The 18,799-nt window shown below is 46.3% G+C and carries 21 protein-coding genes; 10 read left to right on the top strand and 11 right to left on the bottom strand.

What is annotated here, in order from left to right; genetic code table 11:
- Nucleotides 1–16: 16 nt before the first annotated feature.
- Together D3795_RS05315 and D3795_RS05320 are read right to left on the bottom strand one after the other, a co-directional pair.
- A complete protein-coding gene (locus D3795_RS05315) occupies nt 17–733 on the bottom strand; it encodes a general secretion pathway protein GspB (RefSeq protein WP_156266868.1) in 717 nt (238 codons plus the stop codon).
- Nucleotides 733–2,184 (bottom strand): ExeA family protein, encoded by a 1,452-nt coding sequence (locus D3795_RS05320; protein WP_156266870.1) that lies wholly within the window; start codon nt 2,182–2,184, stop codon nt 733–735. Before D3795_RS05320 ends, D3795_RS05315 begins: the two co-directional genes overlap by 1 nt.
- A 104-nt stretch (nt 2,185–2,288) precedes the next feature.
- Between D3795_RS05320 and D3795_RS05325 the strand changes: the two genes are divergently transcribed.
- Entirely contained in the window at nt 2,289–3,395 is a 1,107-nt protein-coding gene (locus tag D3795_RS05325; protein WP_156266872.1) for a multifunctional CCA tRNA nucleotidyl transferase/2'3'-cyclic phosphodiesterase/2'nucleotidase/phosphatase, read from the top strand.
- Nucleotide 3,396: 1 nt separating this feature from the next.
- Here D3795_RS05325 and D3795_RS05330 read toward each other — a convergent pair whose 3' ends face one another.
- From D3795_RS05330 to folB, 3 genes are read right to left on the bottom strand one after another with little or no spacing between them, the layout of a single operon-like run.
- Nucleotides 3,397–4,191, bottom strand: coding sequence for an undecaprenyl-diphosphate phosphatase (locus D3795_RS05330; RefSeq protein ID WP_156266874.1), 795 nt, complete (start codon nt 4,189–4,191; stop codon nt 3,397–3,399).
- A gap of 15 nt (nt 4,192–4,206) precedes the next feature.
- Nucleotides 4,207–4,737 carry a 2-amino-4-hydroxy-6-hydroxymethyldihydropteridine diphosphokinase gene (gene folK, locus D3795_RS05335; RefSeq protein ID WP_156266876.1) on the bottom strand — a complete coding sequence of 177 codons (531 nt, stop codon included), beginning with the start codon at nt 4,735–4,737 and terminating at the stop codon, nt 4,207–4,209.
- The gene (gene folB, locus D3795_RS05340) at nt 4,737–5,087 is read right to left on the bottom strand and encodes a dihydroneopterin aldolase (RefSeq protein WP_156266878.1); all 351 of its coding nucleotides are present in this window, start codon (nt 5,085–5,087) and stop codon (nt 4,737–4,739) included. Before folB ends, folK begins: the two co-directional genes overlap by 1 nt.
- 116 nt (nt 5,088–5,203) lie before the next feature.
- Between folB and plsY the strand changes: the two genes are divergently transcribed.
- The gene (gene plsY / locus D3795_RS05345) at nt 5,204–5,794 is read left to right on the top strand and encodes a glycerol-3-phosphate 1-O-acyltransferase PlsY (RefSeq protein ID WP_156266880.1); all 591 of its coding nucleotides are present in this window, start codon (nt 5,204–5,206) and stop codon (nt 5,792–5,794) included.
- A gap of 4 nt (nt 5,795–5,798) precedes the next feature.
- Here plsY and tsaD read toward each other — a convergent pair whose 3' ends face one another.
- The 3 genes from tsaD to D3795_RS05360 all read right to left on the bottom strand — a co-directional run bounded on the left by tsaD (nt 5,799) and on the right by D3795_RS05360 (nt 9,036).
- Nucleotides 5,799–6,821 (bottom strand): tRNA (adenosine(37)-N6)-threonylcarbamoyltransferase complex transferase subunit TsaD, encoded by a 1,023-nt coding sequence (tsaD, locus tag D3795_RS05350; RefSeq protein ID WP_156266882.1) that lies wholly within the window; start codon nt 6,819–6,821, stop codon nt 5,799–5,801.
- Between the two features lie 62 nt (nt 6,822–6,883).
- Nucleotides 6,884–7,999, bottom strand: coding sequence for a PilT/PilU family type 4a pilus ATPase (locus D3795_RS05355; protein ID WP_156266884.1), 1,116 nt, complete (start codon nt 7,997–7,999; stop codon nt 6,884–6,886).
- 2 nt (nt 8,000–8,001) lie between these two features.
- Nucleotides 8,002–9,036 (bottom strand): type IV pilus twitching motility protein PilT, encoded by a 1,035-nt coding sequence (locus tag D3795_RS05360; RefSeq protein ID WP_126758388.1) that lies wholly within the window; start codon nt 9,034–9,036, stop codon nt 8,002–8,004.
- 34 nt (nt 9,037–9,070) lie between these two features.
- Here D3795_RS05360 and D3795_RS05365 point away from each other — a divergent pair, with 34 nt between their 5' ends.
- The 4 genes from D3795_RS05365 to D3795_RS05380 are packed head-to-tail and all read left to right on the top strand — an operon-like array spanning nt 9,071 to nt 11,616.
- On the top strand, nt 9,071–9,784 hold the full coding sequence (locus D3795_RS05365) for a YggS family pyridoxal phosphate-dependent enzyme (RefSeq protein WP_156266886.1): 714 nt from the start codon (nt 9,071–9,073) through the stop codon (nt 9,782–9,784).
- Nucleotides 9,781–10,608, top strand: a complete 828-nt coding sequence (gene proC, locus D3795_RS05370; protein ID WP_156266888.1) for a pyrroline-5-carboxylate reductase — start codon at nt 9,781–9,783, stop codon at nt 10,606–10,608. The genes D3795_RS05365 and proC overlap by 4 nt, the downstream gene beginning before the upstream one ends.
- 22 nt (nt 10,609–10,630) lie before the next feature.
- Nucleotides 10,631–11,182 (top strand): YggT family protein, encoded by a 552-nt coding sequence (locus D3795_RS05375; protein ID WP_156266890.1) that lies wholly within the window; start codon nt 10,631–10,633, stop codon nt 11,180–11,182.
- On the top strand, nt 11,179–11,616 hold the full coding sequence (locus D3795_RS05380; protein WP_156266891.1) for a DUF4426 domain-containing protein: 438 nt from the start codon (nt 11,179–11,181) through the stop codon (nt 11,614–11,616). Before D3795_RS05375 ends, D3795_RS05380 begins: the two co-directional genes overlap by 4 nt.
- A gap of 30 nt (nt 11,617–11,646) precedes the next feature.
- Here D3795_RS05380 and D3795_RS05385 read toward each other — a convergent pair whose 3' ends face one another.
- Nucleotides 11,647–13,386: a potassium/proton antiporter gene (locus D3795_RS05385; protein WP_310942403.1), complete on the bottom strand. Its 1,740-nt coding sequence runs from the start codon at nt 13,384–13,386 to the stop codon at nt 11,647–11,649.
- Nucleotides 13,387–13,459: 73 nt separating this feature from the next.
- Here D3795_RS05385 and rdgB point away from each other — a divergent pair, with 73 nt between their 5' ends.
- Together rdgB and hemW are read left to right on the top strand one after the other, a co-directional pair.
- On the top strand, nt 13,460–14,056 hold the full coding sequence (gene rdgB / locus D3795_RS05390) for an RdgB/HAM1 family non-canonical purine NTP pyrophosphatase (protein WP_156266893.1): 597 nt from the start codon (nt 13,460–13,462) through the stop codon (nt 14,054–14,056).
- Nucleotides 14,053–15,195 carry a radical SAM family heme chaperone HemW gene (hemW, locus tag D3795_RS05395; protein ID WP_156266895.1) on the top strand — a complete coding sequence of 381 codons (1,143 nt, stop codon included), beginning with the start codon at nt 14,053–14,055 and terminating at the stop codon, nt 15,193–15,195. The genes rdgB and hemW overlap by 4 nt, the downstream gene beginning before the upstream one ends.
- A gap of 11 nt (nt 15,196–15,206) precedes the next feature.
- Here hemW and trmB read toward each other — a convergent pair whose 3' ends face one another.
- Both trmB and D3795_RS05405 read right to left on the bottom strand, forming a co-directional pair.
- Complete coding sequence (gene trmB, locus D3795_RS05400; protein ID WP_310942411.1) at nt 15,207–15,926, bottom strand: tRNA (guanosine(46)-N7)-methyltransferase TrmB; 720 nt, start codon at nt 15,924–15,926, stop codon at nt 15,207–15,209.
- Nucleotides 15,927–16,048: 122 nt separating this feature from the next.
- A complete protein-coding gene (locus D3795_RS05405; protein ID WP_156266899.1) occupies nt 16,049–17,131 on the bottom strand; it encodes an OmpA family protein in 1,083 nt (360 codons plus the stop codon).
- A 138-nt stretch (nt 17,132–17,269) separates the two neighbouring features.
- Here D3795_RS05405 and mutY point away from each other — a divergent pair, with 138 nt between their 5' ends.
- Both mutY and D3795_RS05415 read left to right on the top strand, forming a co-directional pair.
- Nucleotides 17,270–18,283, top strand: coding sequence for an A/G-specific adenine glycosylase (gene mutY / locus D3795_RS05410; RefSeq protein ID WP_156266901.1), 1,014 nt, complete (start codon nt 17,270–17,272; stop codon nt 18,281–18,283).
- A gap of 89 nt (nt 18,284–18,372) precedes the next feature.
- Nucleotides 18,373–18,645, top strand: coding sequence for an oxidative damage protection protein (locus D3795_RS05415; protein WP_156266903.1), 273 nt, complete (start codon nt 18,373–18,375; stop codon nt 18,643–18,645).
- The last annotated feature ends 154 nt before the right edge of the window (nt 18,646–18,799 follow it).

The following is an 18,799-nucleotide window of genomic DNA, read 5'->3' on the forward strand; positions in this document are numbered from 1 at the left end:
TTTAATAACAGATTCGTTATGGCTTTGTCCAGTCTTCTAAGGCGGGTTGCTGAAAAGCTTGATCATTCTTTGACAACACGACATGAGCAGGCGCAATAGTTAAAATGGTTAAGCCCTGATAGCTCTCACCTTCGAATAAGCGCACGCCACTAAGCTCAACCCAGCGGGAATTGGCCCGCGATGAATACTGATGTCCATCGTAAGTGAAACTTGGAACTGAACGCTGAAAGCTTGAGCTTAATTGTGACAACGCTGGTACTACACTCAAATTTTCGCCTTGCTCACCTAATGCACTCTCAAAGGCGCTCAGCATTTCAGGCGAAATTTGATTGAGGTCAATTGCTTGATTCTCGTTCAACACTGAATTGTCAGCCTGCTGCTCTGCCGAACTGATTAGTTCATCGCCTTGTTGCTCGGCAACCTCAGGTTCGGCTTCTTCTTTAATATGCCAATTAGGTTGAGTAATCGATACGACAGACCCCATTTGATAATGAGTGGATTCGGTCGTCGATACCTCAGTTGCTTGTGCTGATAGCTTCGAGTGAGCTGCATCTGCGATAAACTGCTGACTGATAAGCCATCCAACAACAGCACCAACAATAACGACCGCGACTACAATCAACGTTTTGGTGAGTGCACCTGTGCGCTGTTGCGCCGACTGCAGAGCGATAGCGCCCGGTTGCTGCAACAGCGGCGATTGTTGATTGCGTAACGCTTTAAGTACCGATGACATTAACGCCCCTCCGATTTATCTGATGTCGCTATTCGCGGCCCTGATGTATTATCGTTCGCGCTCAACCACGCAAGCGTGAGTGCATCCAGTTGCCCAGTCGCTTTCACACCCGCGCGTTGCTGCACATGACGCACCTGATCAATAGCATCGTCTTGTCGAGCGGCGCCGTGCTCTAACATTTGTCTGGCTAGCCACTGTTGATAAAGTGATTGCTCAGCCTCTACATCGGCGTCAAAGTATCCCGGCGGTTGCGCAATCACGATGACGAATTCACCAGTCCAGTCGCCGTTGGGGGAGGCATTCTCATTATTCACAAATTGATAGCCACCATCCTTCAAGGTCAGTAGCGCTGGTAGCTCAGGAATCAGAATTTGATCCAAACGCGCACTCGCGCCCACACACAGTAATTCGAACGACTGAATCCACTCACAAAAAGCTTGATTTCGCGGTGGGTTTGGAAGCTTCCAAGCTTCTGCCATAAGCTCAATGCCACTTTCTTGCGAAGTCGTCGGTTCAATGAAGGGTTGAACCACCTCAGCTTGACGCCAATACCAGTTCGCCACACCGGCTAACCCGGCGACGACAGCACCAGCGACGATTAACTGCAGCCAACTAGCCCCAGACTTTCCTTCATGTTGAGGTGATGATCCATCTAACTCTTTCACCGCAGTTTGAATGTGGCGAACCGTGACCACTGATTGCTGTTCGTTATAAGCTGCTAACAAGGCGCGATCGCACAGTAAATTGAGACGCCGCGGAATTCCTTCGCTCGCGAGGTGTACTTTTTTGACAGCCTTTTTATCAAACAGCCCACGCTGCGCGCCCGCAACCTGCAATCGATAGTTTATATACCGCTCGGAATCGGCTAACTGCAGCGGCAAAAGATGGTAACGAGCAGTAATGCGCTGGGCGAGTTGACGTAGTTCGCGACGGCGCAGTAAATCTTGAAGTTCCGGTTGACCGATTAGAATCACCCGCAACAGTTTGTGTTGATTCGTTTCTAAATTGGTTAGCAGCCGTAATTGCTCAAGCACCTGAGGCTGTAAATGCTGGGCTTCATCAATTAACACGACGCATTGATGACTTTGGGCATGAGCCTCAAGTAAAAACTGACTGAGCTTATCGGTTAGTTGCTTTGCTGTTACTTGGTTTTTATTGTATTCAATACCAAATTCATCACACAGAGTTGCCAACAATTCATCTGAATTCAGCATCGGATTCAAAATAAATGCTGTGCGAGTTTGCTCAGGTAGCTGTTCCAATAGAGCTCGAGAAACCGTTGTTTTACCGGTACCCACTTCGCCGGTAAGCAAGATAAACCCGCCGCTGCCCTGCAATCCATAGCTGAGGTGCGCCAGCGCTTCTTGATGACGCTCGCTCAAATATAAAAATTGTGGATCGGGTGCAATTGAAAATGGTGCGGTATGCAATCCAAAATAATTAAGATACATGGCAACTTCGCTGCATTAATAGTTATAGTGTGAAACAGTGTAACGACTCGCTTGCATCAGGGCTAGTGATTCGCGATCATCATTAAAAAGCAAAAGGAGCAATTGTGGAAGTTTATCTCGTCGGTGGTGCAGTTCGTGATCAACTCTTAGGTAAGTCCGTGCATGAGCGTGACTACGTGGTTGTTGGTGCGCGCCCGGAAGAGATGCTTGCGCAAGGTTTCCGACAAGTAGGAAAAGATTTCCCTGTATTTCTGCATCCGCAAACCGGCGAAGAATATGCGCTCGCTCGCACCGAACGTAAATCAGGTCAAGGTTACACAGGCTTCACTGTCTATGCGGCTCCCGATGTCACCTTAGACGATGATTTAATTCGTCGCGATTTAACGATTAATGCCATAGCGCAAAGCCAGGATGGACAGCTGTTCGACCCTTATGGCGGTCTCGATGATCTCAAGAGTCGAAAACTGCGTCATGTTTCGCCGGCATTTGCTGAAGACCCTTTACGAGTTCTTCGTGTTGCCCGCTTTGCTGCCCGTTTCGCTGACGATGGTTTTATCGTCGCCGACGAAACGTTAACGCTCATGCGTAAAATTAGTCTCAGCGGTGAACTTCAAACTCTCGCGGCAGAGCGTGTGTGGCGTGAAACTGAAAAAGCAATGGCGACCAGTGCACCCTATGTTTTTTGGCAGATATTAAAGTCGTGCGACGCACTTGAGCCTTGGTACAGCGAGTTTAAAAACTCAATTGATATCGAGAAACTTAAAATTCAAATGCAGCAGTTGAGCTCTAAGCTCAACAGTCATATTGCTTGGGCACTCAGTTGTTATCGGCTGCCTATCGCAGCACTTAATCAGCTTCAGGAGCGATTAAAAGTACCCAACTTATATAGCGATATTGCTATCGCTGCACGCAAAGTCAATTGGCAACTAGCGCAACAGATTGACGCGACATGGGCGTTTCAAGCCATTGGAAAAGTTGATGGTTGGCGTCGTCCGCAGGTTGTGCAAGAGCTGTTTGTTATTTGGCAAGCCTTAGGTATGCCGCAGACAGATCTTGAGCGCATCCAACGCGCATTTACACAAGCACAAAAGGTAAAAGCTGGTGATGTGATTACGACAGCTCGACAAAACGGTATGGAGCTGAAAGGCCCAGCTATTGGCGAGGCTGTTGGCGCACAGCGATTAACGGCAATGCGCCACAACTGGCATTAATTTATAAAAAGAACGCAAATAATACCGCGCCGAGTGCTAATCGATAGATAACGAAAGGCAGCATCCCCATGCGGCTAATCACCTGCAAAAATACGTGAATACAAACGTAGGCAGCAACGAAGGATGTGACAACGCCCAGGATAATTGCTGACCAAGCAACGGCTTCAGGCTGTTGAACCAACTTCAAGCCTTGATAGCCACCGGCCATAATAATAATTGGAATGGACAGCAAAAAACTGAATCGAGCTGCGTCTGTTTTTGTGAGTCCGAGCATCATCCCTGCTGTCATAGTAATACCTGAGCGCGACGTACCCGGAATCAACGCGAGCGCTTGTGCCGCGCCAATAATCAATACCTGCTTCAATGATAGCTGTTCAATGGTGTGTTGTTGCGATGCCCGGGCGTCGGCGTACCAAAGCAATAAACCAAAAGCGACGGTGCTCGTTGCAATTACGAGCGCGGAACGCGCAAAGTTTTCAATCAAGTCATTGCCAAGCAAGCCAGCTAGGCCAGCCGGAACCGTTCCCCAAATAATCAACCAAGCTAGTCGACTATGAGCATTATGTTGTCCGCGTAGGCTCCCGAACCAATTCACTAATAACTGCCCGACTTCTTTGCGGAAATACAACATAACCGCCAGTAGCGTACCGACGTGCACTGCGACATCAAAAGCGAGCCCTTGGTCTTCCCAACCAAATAACTGCGACGGCAATATCAGATGCGCTGAGCTCGATATCGGCAAAAACTCGGTAAATCCTTGGATCAAGGCAAGAATGATGGCTTCCCAAATGCTCACAGTACAAATGTCCTTCTAATTTTTATCATCAATAACTAGGTAAGGTAGCGCGTCGAATACTAAGGATATCGGCTCTAATTTTTGTTCACCAGAATAATTTGACCAATGTTCAGTAAATGTTCTATCTGTCACAGGGTGGCGAAGCGTCGGACTTAATTCGGCTAAAGGCCATAATACAAACGCATTCGTTAATATTTCTGCACGCGGTAGCTGAACTGGCGTGTCGCTAACCACCGCATCATACATCAACATATCAATATCTAGCGTTCTCGGACTAAATCGAGTTGCACTGCCATCGTGGCCATTTGCTTTTTCAATCGCCTTACAAGCTGCTTGAATCGCATCAATTGATCGATTTGTTTCAACACAGGCGACTAAGTTGTAAAAGCGACTACCAGCAAATCCGACCGAGTCACTTTCAAACACACGTGATATATACAGCGGATGCTGTTCGCTCGCGAACGCATCATGCAAGGCTTTGACACCAGCCTTGATATAGTGTTCTCGGTCACGATTGCTACCGATTCCAAACCAAACCCAGCTCACTATGCTTGCCTAATAATTTCAACAGCAGTTTGACGCGCTGCAGCAACCGCTTGTGGCTTGCTTACCTTTACTCGCACCCGTGGCGCGTGAAAGCGTTCTAACACCAAAGTTGCGATTTCTTCAGCAACGGTCTCAATTAAAGCGCGCGGACGCTCTTGAATAAGTTTAATAATCGCTTGGCTCAGTGCATCGTAATCCAATGCATCGTGAAGCTGTTCAGACAGCGCAGCCTTTCGGTTATCCCAATCCATTTCTAAATCTAAGATGAGGGGTTGTGTCTGCTCATGTTCCCAGTCGTAAACGCCAATAAAAGCATCTACCACTAAGCCTTCAATGAAAACTTTATCCATGCAAGAGTCCGTATCAATAGAAATTCAACGCTAAAGCACTTATGCTATGGGTTTGCATAGTAACGGAAAGCGAATCAGAAGCAAACGGCAACTGACGCAACTAAAGTGAGCCAGCTATGGGTGCCCTGATAATACTAGCGATCATTTCAGCCTATTTATTCGGCTCGATTAGCAGTGCTGTGCTAATCTGTCGCCTGTTTGGTCTACCTGATCCACGCACGTCTGGCTCCAATAATCCGGGCGCGACGAACGTTTATCGCCTCGGTGGAAAGATTCCTGCCGCTTTAACCCTTTGGTTTGACGTGCTTAAAGGAATGATTCCGGTGTGGGGCTCTTATTTCCTAGGGATTGAGCCATTTTATCTCGGCATTATCGCGGTCGCGGCCTGCCTTGGACATATTTTCCCACTTTATTTTCACTTTCGTGGTGGTAAGGCTGTCGCAACGGCGTTGGGAGCAATGTTTCCCGTCGCTTGGGAAATGGCGTTATTACTCATTGCTACATGGCTCCTGGTATTTCGTATTAGCCGTGTTTCATCAATGGCCGCATTAGTTACTGTGAGCCTAGCGCCTTTTTATGCATTTTGGATCAAGCCGCAGTACACCGTTCCAGTTATCATGATTTCGGTGCTAATTATGTGGCGTCATCAATCGAATATTGTTCGCTTGCGCAGCGGCCAAGAGCAGCGCACGCGACGCAACAAATAGGCTATTAAGCTCCGCAGGGCTCCGATAAATCAGCTAACGGCCAACGTGGAAACGTCTTCACTTTAATGTCAGTACGTTCACCTGCTAGCAGACGTTGAGCCCCCGCAAAAGCAATCATCGCACCGTTATCGGTACAAAATTCAGGGCGCGGGAAAAATACTTCACCACCAATACGCTGCGCAAACTCTGCCAATTGTTCACGCAAATGCTTATTGGCGCTGACACCACCGGCAATAACCAGTCGCTTCAAGCCAGTCTGTTCGAGTGCGCGACGACATTTAATCACCAGTGTGTCAACGACTGCATCCTGAAATGCTCGCGCAACATCTGCGAGCTGTTGCTGCGAACCATCCGTACTCGCTATCGTATTCGCTGCAAATGTTTTCAATCCACTGAAAGAAAAATCGAGGCCTGGTCGGTCTGTCATTGGACGTGGAAACTTGTATTTATTAGGTAGCCCTTGCTCAGCCATTTTCGCGAGCCGTGGACCACCGGGATAATCCAGCCCCATCAACTTCGCGGTCTTATCGAAAGCCTCACCAGCAGCATCATCAACTGACTCACCCAACAACATGTACTTGCCAATACCGTCTACTTGAACTAATTGGGTGTGTCCGCCAGAGACTAACAATGCAACGAACGGAAACTCAGGTGGATTCTCTTCTAACATCGGGGCTAACAAATGCCCTTCCATATGATGCACAGCAATTGCTGGCACATTCCAACCAAAGGCTAAGCTGCGCCCAATACAAGAGCCGACTAACAAAGCCCCAACCAGTCCCGGTCCGGCGGTGTAGGCAACACCATCAATGTCTTGAGCTTCTAAATTAGCTTGGGTTAGAGCCGCTTGAATCAGCGGGAGGGTTTTTCGAACATGGTCGCGTGACGCCAGCTCTGGCACCACACCGCCATAGTCAGCGTGTAACTTTACCTGTGAGTACAATTGATGAGCTAATAAGCCATGCTCGGTATCATAGATAGCAATACCGGTTTCATCACAAGATGTTTCTATTCCAAGCACACGCATGACAAGCCTCAAAAATCTGGTGTAAAAAACGGCGCACAGTTTACCCCAGATTTTCGTCAAAGTCAGTCGAGATCGACCGTTGCCCCCTGCAAAGCACTGTCATCATCGCTCGCATTGCTATCGCCGCTCAGTTTGATTCGCAAGCGCAAATCGTTTGGCGCATCGGCATGACGCAACGCTTCGTCGTAGCTAATACGACCGGCTTTATAGAGGTCAAACAGCGCTTGGTCAAACGTTTGCATGCCAAGCTCGCGCGATTTCGCCATAATCTCTTTAATTTCACCCATATCATTGGTTGCGATTTTTTCCGCAACAATTGGGCTATTTAATAAGATTTCAATCGCAGCAACACGCCCACCATCAATGGTAGGAATCAATTGTTGCGCGACAATGCCGCGTAGGTTCAATGACAAATCGAACATCAATTTACCGATTTTTTCCTTCGGTACCATGTGCATGATCCGCTCAATCGCTTGGTTCGCGTTGTTAGCGTGCAGCGTTGCGACACACAAGTGACCCGTTTCCGCGAAAGTGAGTGCATACTCCATGGTTTCTTGAGAACGAATTTCCCCCACCAGTATAACATCTGGCGCTTGGCGCAATGAGCTTTTCAAAGCAGCTTCAAACGATTCCGTATCACTGCCAACCTCACGTTGCGTGATCATTGATTTCGCATGGTCATGAACAAATTCGACTGGATCTTCAATCGTTAAGATGTGCCCTTTCGAGTTTTGATTCCGATATCCAATTAACGCTGCTAACGTCGTCGACTTACCTGAACCTGTCGCACCAACTACAAGCATTAGTCCGCGCTTGTTCATGATCAGCTTAGTAAGAACTTCCGGTAGCTTAAGTTCTTCTATTGTTGGTATTTGGGTAACAATTCGACGAACAACCATACCTGCGCGTTGGCGTTGCCAAAACGCACTTACCCGAAATCGACCGATACCTTCACGAAATATCGCAAAGTTAGCTTCTTTTTCATCCATGAACTCTTTAAGGTGTTTATCGCCCAACGCTTCTTTGACGATGGCGAGCGCCGCATTGTCACTCAACCTTTGTTCCGTCAATGGTGTCAGTTCGCCATTGATTTTGGCACTTGGTGGCAAGCCCGCAGAGATAAATAAATCCGAGCTGTTTCGTTCCACCATTATTTTTAAAAGTTTATCTAAAACCATGGTTAGAAAGAATCCTTGTTCGCTGCTTTCGCCTTAGCATCGGCGCGCGAAACCAAGCCTTGGTTTAATAGGTTCTGCAAGCATTGGTCTAACGTTTGCATACCGTGCGCCGCACCAGTTTGAATCGATGAATACATTTGCGCAATCTTATCTTCACGAATCAAGTTTTTGATGGCCGACGTTGCAATCATAATCTCATGCGCCGCAACACGACCACCACCGACTTTCTTCAATAGCGTTTGAGAAATAACCGCACGCAATGATTCTGAAAGCATCGAACGAATCATCGGTTTTTCGTCACCTGGGAACACGTCAACTATACGGTCAATAGTTTTTGGTGCTGAGGTTGTGTGGAGGGTGCCAAACACTAGGTGACCAGTTTCCGCCGCGGTCATTGCCAGACGAATCGTCTCAAGGTCACGCATCTCACCTACTAGGATGACATCAGGATCTTCACGCAATGCCGAACGCAGTGCGTTATTAAAACTATGTGTATCACGATGCACTTCCCGCTGGTTAATCAGGCTGCGTTTGTTTTTATGAACAAATTCAATCGGATCTTCGATGGTTAAAATATGATGATATTTATTTTCATTAACGTAATCGATCATAGCCGCTAATGTTGTTGACTTACCTGAACCTGTTGGCCCTGTAACTAACACCAAGCCACGCGGATTATCTGAAATAGTCTTGAATATCTCCGGCGCACCCAGCTGTTCCAAAGTGAGCACTTCACTTGGAATGGTTCGAAATACAGCGCCAGCACCGCGGTTTTGTACGAAAGCGTTAACACGAAAACGCGCTAAGTCAGGAACTTCAAACGAGAAATCGCATTCTAAGTTTTGTTCGTATTCTTTACGCTGGCGGTCGTTCATGATGTCGTACACCAGCTCTTGCACCTGCTTGTGACTTAGCGCAGGGATATTTATTTTACGAACGTCACCGTCTACCCGTATCATAGGAGGCGAATCAGCTGATAAATGTAAGTCTGACGATTTATGTTTAACAGCGAAACTGAGTAACTCAGTGATATCCATATAACAGCCTCTTGTAAGTGAGTTTTAGCAATTGATGAATAGCATAGCTGAACGCATAAAAGAAGTCCGTAATGAAATTGCTCGCATCTGCAATCAACACGAACGCGAGCAAAATAGCGTGAAATTAATTGCGGTAAGTAAAACGAAACCCTCGACAGATATTGCCTCTGCGTATCATGCTGGGCAACGCGATTTCGGTGAAAACTACGTTCAAGAAGCAATTGCAAAGATTATGCAATTGTCAGAGTACGACATCACATGGCATTTTATTGGACCAATTCAATCGAACAAAACCCGAGATATCGCCGAGCACTTTGCGTGGGTTCATAGTGTTGATAGAGCAAAAATCGCACGTCGATTAGCGGAACAACGTCCAACGAATATGCCGCCGTTAAATGTTCTCATTCAGGTCAATATTGATGACGATCAAGCGAAGGCCGGTGTATCGCCGGAAGATGTTGCCGAGCTTGCTGCCGTTATCAGTGAATTTCCGCAATTGCAGCTGCGCGGTTTAATGACAATACCGGCGGTGCAAGCAGAACCGAGTGATTCAGCTTCCAGCTTCCTCGCCATGCAGCGGTTGTTTTTAGAGTTACAGTCCCAATATAAACAAGTAGATACCTTATCAATGGGTATGAGCGCTGACTGGCCCTATGCGGTTGCTGCTGGAGCAACCATGATACGAATTGGCACAGCATTGTTTGGCGCTCGAGCAAATACACCAAATAATACAGGAGACCCTGCATGACAACTTCGCCTCATAAAATCGCCTTTATTGGCGCCGGAAATATGACTCAAAGCATTGTTGGAGGCATGGTCAAAAGCGGTTATCCCAGCGATAACATTTATGTCAGTAATCCTAGCCCAGAAAAACTCGAGAAATTAAAAAGCAACCTTAACGTACACACGAGTCAAGACAACCAAGTTGTTGCTAATGCAGCGGATGTGATTGTGTTATCAGTTAAGCCGCAGCTTATGGCCGACGTTTGTGCCGCGTTAAAACAGCAAGTTTCTAATCTTTCCGATAAGTTAATTGTAACCATCGCTGCTGGCATTCGTATTGAAAAATATCGGCAGTATTTAGGTAACGACATTCGCATGATTCGCGTCATGCCTAATACCCCATCATTGGTTGGTAAAGGCATGTCTGGTTTGGTTGCAGATGACCGCGTCTCAGAAGCCGATAAAGCATTTATCACCGAAGCATTTGATGGCGTAGGCGCAACATTGTGGGTAACTGACGAAGATGAGTTAGATATTCTTGGCGCAGTTGCAGGTAGCGGACCTGCCTACTTCTTTGAATTTATGGCAAGTTTACAAAAGGCAGCAACCGCACTTGGGTTTGATCGTGATAAAGCCCGTCAAATGGTACAACAAACCGCTTTGGGGGCGGCTGAGATGGCGATTGCCAGTGACCTTGAGCTCGAAGAGTTACGTAAACAAGTGACGAGCAAGGGTGGCTCGACGGCTAAAGGCATCGAGGTTTATCAAGCCGCAGATATTGATGACATTTCAGGCCAAGCAGTTAAAGCAGCTGTGCAGCGCAACCAAGAAATGGCTAAACTGTTTTAAATAATTTATTTAGAGAACCTATATGAACGCGTTACGCTTTTTGGTCGAGATTGTCTTTGATTTGTTCCTGATAGTTGTGTTGCTGCGCATATGGATGCAGGCTGCGCGAGCTGATTACTTTAATCCAATGAGTCAGTTTGTCGTAAAAGTCACGAATCCAATCGTCAAACCACTACGCAGCTTTCTACCGATGGTTGGCCAATGGGATCTTGCGAGCCTTGTTCTCGCCTACTTGGTCGGCATTGGTAAAATTCTAGTGCTTTCCAATATTGCAGCAGGCATGACACCAATGTTCAGCGATACGTTGCTGATGGGCTTAGCCGTTGTGGTATTCCAGTTCCTTTCGTTGCTATTTTGGCTAGTTATCATTATGGCTATTATGAGTTGGTTTAATCGTGGCTATAACCCAATGATGGCAATGATTGAGCAACTCACGCAGCCTTTCTTGGCGCCAATTCGTCGAATTATTCCACCTATTGGGGGCCTCGACTTATCGGTACTTGTTCTCATTGTTGCGATTCAATTTGTACGTATATTGCTCAGCAACCTCTTTGGCATAGGAATGGGGTTATGAAACATGTTCTCGTCTGCATTTTAACTGCCGTACTCATTGTAGTAGGTATCAATGATGTCAAGGCTGAGCAAAGTAAACGATTAGGCCCTTGGGAAGTGCATTACAACGCCTTTAATTCAACCTTGCTACGCCCTGAAATGGCGAAACAATACCAGCTCTCGCGTAGCGAAACTCTAGCCACGCTGAACATTTCGGTGTTAGATGCGACAGCGCCCGGAAAGCCAGCCCAGCAAGTTGAAATTTCAGGTTATGTCATGAACCCATTGAGTCAACAACAAACCTTAGAATTTAACGAAGTTATTGAAGGTGATGCGGTTTATTACCTCGCTCAAACGCGATTCTCTAACCTTGAAACCCTGCGGTTTTTTATAACCATTAAACAGGGTGAACAGACGCAAGAACTGCGATTTCATAAAGAGTTTTGGGCTAACTAAGAGCTATTAATATTTATTAAGGCCAACGTGCTAGTTGGCCTTTTCATCCAGCAGTTTCACACCGACTTGTTGAATAAAACCTTCATCAGTGACTTCCCGCACCGTCAGTAAAACTAACCCGAGTTGCAATTGATCACCAACCACCACACGGCGATGGAATTTCTGCGTAAAGTAGTCATGTAGTGACACAGCGAGCAATTTGCTGTCTAGGCTGCCGACGGGGTAGAAACCCGCAACCTCTTTTAATAACAAATCACCGCGCAAAGTAAAGTCACCGAAGAACTCGCTACTTTGTAGTTCAGTTGTTTTGCCGCCGGCGGAAAGCACTCGGCTAATTGCGCCCACATGCTCGAGTTTTGCGACCACAATCACTGTATCGGCTTCTCGTAAAACAGGCTGACTTTTGGGTAACAGCCACTCACCTTCGCGAATGATACCGACAAACTCGACATCGACATTCCAGCGCAGCTCGTCCCAACAGTGATCGCATGCTGGTGAACGCTCACTTATTTGGTATACCCATACTTCCATCGGATCTTTACTACCGAGTCGATCTAGCGGCATCCGTCGGTCTGGCTCTGCGGGAGCTGGCACTTCAAGCCCCAGCCAGCGCGCCATTGGCGCTAACGACCAACCTTGAACAATGAGTGATACCATCACCACCATGAAAGCAATATCGAAATAGAGCTCTTGATTTGGCACCCCGGTTAACCACGGATAAAGAGCAAGAATAATCGGCACTGCGCCGCGCAAGCCGACCCAACTAATAAATACTTGTTCGCGCCATGGAAACACAAACGGTATAAGGCTAACTAAAACTGCAAGTGGGCGTGCGACAAAAATCATCAGCACGGCAACGCTCAGTGACAAGCTCCAATGTTCCATCAAGTGCGACGGAGTAACTAATAATCCTAATATCAAAAACATCATGATTTGACTAAGCCAAGCCAAACCATCCTGCACCTGCAAAATATGCGGCAACTGCGGTAAACGGGAGTTACCAATCTTGTATCCCATTAAGTACACTGCTAAATAACCACTGCCGCCAATTCCCGATGTCATGGCAAAAATAACGACGGCAGAGGCCGCAGCTAACAAAGGGAAAAAAGAAAACTGTACGGAGATTTTTTGTGCCATCCAAACAAAAGCTCGACCACCTACCCAACCTGCCAAATAACCGATAACAACCTGTTGAACAACGTCAAGACTTATCCAAGCCAATGAGAAGCTCTCAGCTGATGCAATGATTGAAGTTAGGGTCATGGTGAGAATAATCGCCATCGGGTCGTTAGTTCCCGATTCAATTTCAAGCGTTGAGGCAACCCGTTGCTTGATGCGCAAATTCTGAGATTGGAAAATACTAAATACGGCAGCGGCATCAGTTGAGCTAAGAATTGCACCAATCAGAAGTGCTGTTGGCCATGGTAAATCAAACAACCACACCACCCCTGAAGCAGTTATCGCACAGGTTAATGCAACACCGACCGTTGCTAAGCTAATCGCGGGCCACAGGGCAACTCGAAAACGCTCTTTGTGAGTTCGCATACCACCATCAAAAAGGATGATTACCAGCGCTAGAGAACCAATAAAAAAGGCGACTTCAGGATTACTAAATTCAATGCCGAGCACGCCCTCTTCGCCCGCCAGCATGCCAACCACAAGAAATGTGAGAAGCAGCGGTGCGCCGAGTCGATTCGAAACCACTGCCGCTAGAATACTAATTAGCAGCAGCGACCCCATCAACAGCATGATTCCAGTAATGCTGGCCAAATTTTCTCTCCTTGGTCACGATGCCCTTGACCCGTATAATAACAGGCAAATATAAAATACGGGTGAAAAATTCATGCATGAATTAGTCTTAGCGACAGGTAATAAAGGCAAAGTTGCCGAATTAGAAGGGCTTCTACAACCGTTAGGTTGGCAAGTTAAACCCCAGTCTGAATGGAACTTCGCCGAGGTTGAAGAGACCGGTTTAACATTTATTGAAAACGCTATTTTAAAAGCCCGACATGCAGCCGAACTAACTGGACTACCAGCTTTAGCAGATGACTCAGGTTTGGCTGTTAACGCCCTAGATGGTGCGCCTGGAATTTATTCAGCTCGGTATGCCGGACTTGGCTGCACCGATCAAGAGAACATCGACAAATTACTCGCTGCACTGCAAGATATTCCTGACGCGGAGCGTCAAGCGAGCTTCCATTGCGTATTGGTTTATATGCGTCATGCCAATGACCCAACTCCTATTGTGTGTCACGGACGTTGGGATGGCATGATCGCTACTGCACAGCATGGTGACCATGGATTTGGTTATGATCCCGTATTTTGGTTACCGGAACTCAATTGTACGGCGGCTCAACTTAGTGCCTCACAGAAGCAACAGCTTAGTCATCGTGGTAAAGCATTGCGGCAATTGGTTGAACAGCTTCAGGCATCGCTATGAATCAGCTAAGACTACCACTTTCACTGTATGTTCATATACCGTGGTGCGTACAAAAGTGTCCCTATTGTGATTTCAATTCACATGCCTTAAAACACGATATTCCAGAAACCATCTACGTGGCTCGGCTGCTTGATGATCTACGAGCTGATTTATCATGGGTTCAGGGCCGCGAACTTACGAGTATCTTTATTGGCGGTGGCACACCAAGTTTGTTTAATGCAAATAGTATTAAACAGCTGATCGACGGCATCGCCGCTTTGATACCATTGCAAGCTGACTGCGAAATTACCCTAGAAGCGAATCCTGGCACCTTTGAGACTGAGCGTTTTTCCGGGTTCGTCGATGCCGGAGTCACTCGGCTTTCAATTGGTGTTCAGAGTCTGCAAGAAGAACAGTTGCAGGCGTTAGGCAGAATTCATGATCCGCATCAGGCAATAACTGCCGCAACTCATGCTACCTCTCTGCCGCTGAAAAGTTTTAATCTTGATTTGATGCACGGCTTACCCGGTCAAACGCTTAACGATGCAATGTCTGATTTGGATGGTATTATTGCCCTCAACCCTCCCCATATATCGTGGTACCAACTAACGATAGAGCCAAACACAGCATTTGCGAGTCGACCTCCACAGTTACCGGAAGATGATGAGTTATGGGCAATTCAAGAACACGGACATGAAAAGCTGATTGCTGCCGGTTACCAACAATACGAAGTAAGTGCTTACGCAAAAGAAGGACACCAAAGTAAGCATAACCGTAACTATTGGATGTTCGGTGACTACCTTGGAATTGGTTGCGGTGCGCACAGCAAAATAACGATGCCAGCAACTGGCGAAATTATTCGTTGCGAGAAAATAAAGCATCCACAAGGCTACCTCGATTTAACGCGTCCGTTGCGTTACCGCCAATGGGTAGTTGAAGTTAACGAGCGCCCCTTTGAATTCTTTATGAATTATTTTCGGTTACTCGAGCCAGTGCCCAAAGCAGCGTTCGAAGACTTTACTGGTTTATCAGCAGCCGTTGCTGACAAACTTTTGAAAGAGGCAATACAGAAAAACCTGGTTGTTGATTGCGGGCGTTATTGGGAGACAACCCAGCTCGGCAGACGTTACCTCAATAGCGTTTTAGATTTATTGGTATAAGCTTGAGCGAGTTATTCAACTCGCTCGAACTTCAAATCCCAAACGCCATGGCCAAGACGCTCACCGCGTTGTTCGAATTTTGTCAGAGGTCGTTCTGCTGGTCGCTGAATATAAGTATTACTTTCTGACAAATTACGCCAATGCTGCGCGACATTCATTACTTCTAGCATATGTTCCGCGTAATTTTCCCAATCTGTTGCCAAGTGCAACACACCACCAATAGCTAACTTACGACGCAATAATTCGACAAATTCAGGTTGAATTAAACGTCGTTTATGGTGGCGCTTCTTGTGCCAAGGGTCTGGAAAGAAAATCTGAACCGTTGCGAGACTTGAGTCTGCGATATTATCTTTAAGAACTTCGACGGCATCGTGTTCATATACGCGTAAATTTGTTAAACCAGCGTCTTCTGCATCCATCAAACAAGAGCCAACACCTGGCCGATGCACTTCAATACCAATAAAATTCTTTTCTGGCGCTGCTTGTGCCATCGCAACCAAGGATTTCCCCATACCAAAACCGATTTCTAACACGGTTGGTGCTTGACGGCCAAACACCTGCTCAAGATTCAGCAGTCCTTGCTCGTGGGTCAATCCCATGATGGGCCAGCTACGTTCAAGAGCAGCTGCCTGCCCTTTGGTTAGACGACCTTCGCGCTTTACAAAGCTGCGGACCTTACGAATGTATTTCCCCTCAGCTTGGGCTTTCTCTAAATTTTCTGAACTCATGATGCCTCTATTTCGTAGTGCGCGAATTATTAAATGGAATAAGTTTAATTTTGCGGCGCTCATTATGCAAAAAGGCACGCCAAACGCAAGTTTGGCGTGCCTTTAACTTTTGAATAATGGTTAGATTATTCTTTAACTGGAACCTGCTTAGTTACAGACATTACCGCTTCAATGCGACGGTTCTTCGCGCGATTATCTGCTGAGTTGTTTGGATATTTCGGACGGCTCTCACCGTAACCTTCTGTTGTTACACGAGAAGCAGCGATACCGAAATCATTCACTAAGCTATTACCTACAGCTTTTGCACGACGCTCAGACAATTGCTGGTTGTATGTTGCCGCGCCGGTATCATCAGTGTGACCTTCAATAACCACGTCTAGCTGTGGATATTCTTTTAAGAACTCAGCTGTTTCACGAATATCTGATTTTTGCGAGTCAGGAATTTCGTCAGAATTCAGTGCAAATGTTACAACCAATTCACGAGTGACCGTTTCGTTGGCGTACATAACACAGCCATCTGCATCAACTTTGAAGCCAGCTTGGGTGTTTGGACACTTGTCCATATCATCGTTTACGCCATCACCGTCTGAATCAACAACAACGGGTGCAACTGGCGCCGGAGCTGGCGCTGGTGCTGGTGCCGGTTCTGGTTTCGTATAGGTAGATTCAGATGTTCCACCAAAGTAATAGCGGAGACCGGTCATCAACATAAATTCAGTAAGGTCGCCATCACTCTGTTGTACAGCACCTTCGAATGAGATCGCCCAATTATCATTTAAGAATTCTTTATAACCAGCACCAACCCGCAAGAAGCGGTTGTTGATGTCACTGAACTCAGTTGAGTTGATACCTACAGCACCATAGAAGTTCGATGAGAAGTTATAAATTAAATCAACACCATAAGCGCTGCCGGTAGAGCTATCACTCGACGTCTCTAGATCACCACGTAAGTAATCATAATAAACTCGGTATCCCCACTCAGGAGTAAATTGATAACCAAGTTCTAAACCACCCATCACTGAATCAAAGCCACCGCCAAAGGATTGCAGTTGGTTATTTTCGATAACCCGACGATCAGAATCTGTGCCGAACACACCAATGCGCGGGCCTACATAAATGCTACCCGGCTCGTCGCCTTGGAATGCCATAACTGGTGCAGCCATTAATGAAGAAATGACAGCTGCCGATACCATTGATAACCGTTTCATGAGATGCTCCTTGTGTTTTCTCATAGGCCAATTTGTTAACTTGGCTTTAGTATAGTACAAATTCGAAAAAAAAGCCTGATCCAACGGGGCTTTACAGATTTTTTGCGACTTTATTAACCATTAACTTACAAAAAATTCATGATTGATAAGACTTCTAGCGCCATCATTACGCCATTGAGCACATTAAAGTTCAGCGAAACTCTAACTTTATGGCAGAAAGTTCATGGTCGGAATGACCTCCCTTGGCAACAGGAAATTACGCCTTATCGCGTGTTAGTAAGCGAACTCATGTTGCAGCAAACTCAGGTAACTACTGTCATCCCTTATTTTGAGCGTTGGCTACAACATTTCCCGACTGTCGTAGCATTGGCTGAAGCTTCTGAAGATGAGGTGATGACCCAATGGCAAGGGCTGGGGTACTACTCGCGGGCCAGAAACTTACACAAAGCTGCAAAGTTTGTCGTAAACGAACTAAATGGGCAACTGCCAGATAATGCTGAGCAACTCAGAGAGGTTCCCGGTGTTGGCCCTTACACAGCAGGCGCAATTTCGGCGTTTGCATTTAATAAACCAGCAGCGATAGTTGATGGCAATGTGAAACGTCTCTTTAGTCGCTATTTTGGAATTGAAGGCGATATTTCGTCAGCAAAGGTCAACAAAACTATTTGGTCCTACGCAGAGCGGTATACGCCAACCGTTAATAACCGGCGCTACGCACAAGCGCTGCTTGATCTTGGTGCAACTGTCTGTACACCTCGTTCACCGGATTGCCAACAGTGTCCCATAAGGACAAGTTGTAATGCCTATGCAACAGGTCGCGTTGATATTCTGCCCGAGAAGAAAGCGAAGAAAAAAATACCAACACGTCGTGGCTACTTCGTACTTGACCTAACCACAGATGGCGTCATTTTAACGCAACGCTCAGGGGACGGTATTTGGCCTCGACTATGGTGCTTACCTCAAATATTGGAACCATTAGAAACAGCTTCAATTCATGGAAGCTTTAAACATATTTTTTCTCACTATAAGCTAGACGCGACGGTCATTATTGAATCAGCAGAACAATTTGGCCAACGAATACCTTTAGAACAATTAGATAACTATGGATTACCTACCCCTATTCGTAAATATCTTAATACGTTGCGTGTATAACTAGAGGCAATTAAAGCTTGGCTAAGTTTGCATTAACTGACATCCCCACCGTAAAATGACCATCAAATTTAAAGCCGAACGAGGTTGTCATGAGCCGTACCGTACATTGTGAATACCTGAAGAAAGAAGCTGAGGGTTTGGATTTCCAGCTTTACCCTGGTGAGTTGGGAGAAAAAATCTTTAATAGCATCTCAAAACAAGCTTGGGCCGAATGGCAAAAGAAACAAACTATGTTAATCAACGAGAAACGTCTGAATTTGATGGATCCACAAGCACGAGCATTTCTTGAAGAACAAATGCAAGCATTCTTATTTGAAGGTAAAGAAGTCGATATTGAAGGCTATACCCCTCCTGCTAAATAAATATCTCTAAAAACCCCGCTTTGCGGGGTTTTTTAATGTTTAAAAAAAGTAAAGTTCAAGTCATTTAAAGCCCTATTTCCTTATCTTATGCCTTATATAGTGGGCATTTCTCTCACTTATCGCTCTCAACTAGAGAAACAACCTCAAATCTGTT

Source organism: Pseudidiomarina andamanensis (assembly GCF_009734345.1).
Lineage (GTDB): Bacteria > Pseudomonadota > Gammaproteobacteria > Enterobacterales > Alteromonadaceae > Pseudidiomarina > Pseudidiomarina andamanensis.

Bases quoted from the DNA above. Each gene is read 5' to 3' on its own strand.
- D3795_RS05315 (WP_156266868.1), bottom strand. From the start codon at position 733: ATGTCATCGGTACTTAAAGCGTTACGCAATCAACAATCGCCGCTGTTG.
- D3795_RS05320 (WP_156266870.1), bottom strand. From the start codon at position 2,184: ATGTATCTTAATTATTTTGGATTGCATACCGCACCATTTTCAATTGCA.
- folB (WP_156266878.1), bottom strand. From the start codon at position 5,087: ATGGATAAAGTTTTCATTGAAGGCTTAGTGGTAGATGCTTTTATTGGC.
- plsY (WP_156266880.1), top strand. From the start codon at position 5,204: ATGGGTGCCCTGATAATACTAGCGATCATTTCAGCCTATTTATTCGGC.
- tsaD (WP_156266882.1), bottom strand. From the start codon at position 6,821: ATGCGTGTGCTTGGAATAGAAACATCTTGTGATGAAACCGGTATTGCT.
- D3795_RS05355 (WP_156266884.1), bottom strand. From the start codon at position 7,999: ATGGTTTTAGATAAACTTTTAAAAATAATGGTGGAACGAAACAGCTCG.
- D3795_RS05360 (WP_126758388.1), bottom strand. From the start codon at position 9,036: ATGGATATCACTGAGTTACTCAGTTTCGCTGTTAAACATAAATCGTCA.
- D3795_RS05365 (WP_156266886.1), top strand. From the start codon at position 9,071: ATGAATAGCATAGCTGAACGCATAAAAGAAGTCCGTAATGAAATTGCT.
- proC (WP_156266888.1), top strand. From the start codon at position 9,781: ATGACAACTTCGCCTCATAAAATCGCCTTTATTGGCGCCGGAAATATG.
- D3795_RS05375 (WP_156266890.1), top strand. From the start codon at position 10,631: ATGAACGCGTTACGCTTTTTGGTCGAGATTGTCTTTGATTTGTTCCTG.
- D3795_RS05380 (WP_156266891.1), top strand. From the start codon at position 11,179: ATGAAACATGTTCTCGTCTGCATTTTAACTGCCGTACTCATTGTAGTA.
- rdgB (WP_156266893.1), top strand. From the start codon at position 13,460: ATGCATGAATTAGTCTTAGCGACAGGTAATAAAGGCAAAGTTGCCGAA.
- hemW (WP_156266895.1), top strand. From the start codon at position 14,053: ATGAATCAGCTAAGACTACCACTTTCACTGTATGTTCATATACCGTGG.
- D3795_RS05405 (WP_156266899.1), bottom strand. From the start codon at position 17,131: ATGAAACGGTTATCAATGGTATCGGCAGCTGTCATTTCTTCATTAATG.
- mutY (WP_156266901.1), top strand. From the start codon at position 17,270: ATGATTGATAAGACTTCTAGCGCCATCATTACGCCATTGAGCACATTA.
- D3795_RS05415 (WP_156266903.1), top strand. From the start codon at position 18,373: ATGAGCCGTACCGTACATTGTGAATACCTGAAGAAAGAAGCTGAGGGT.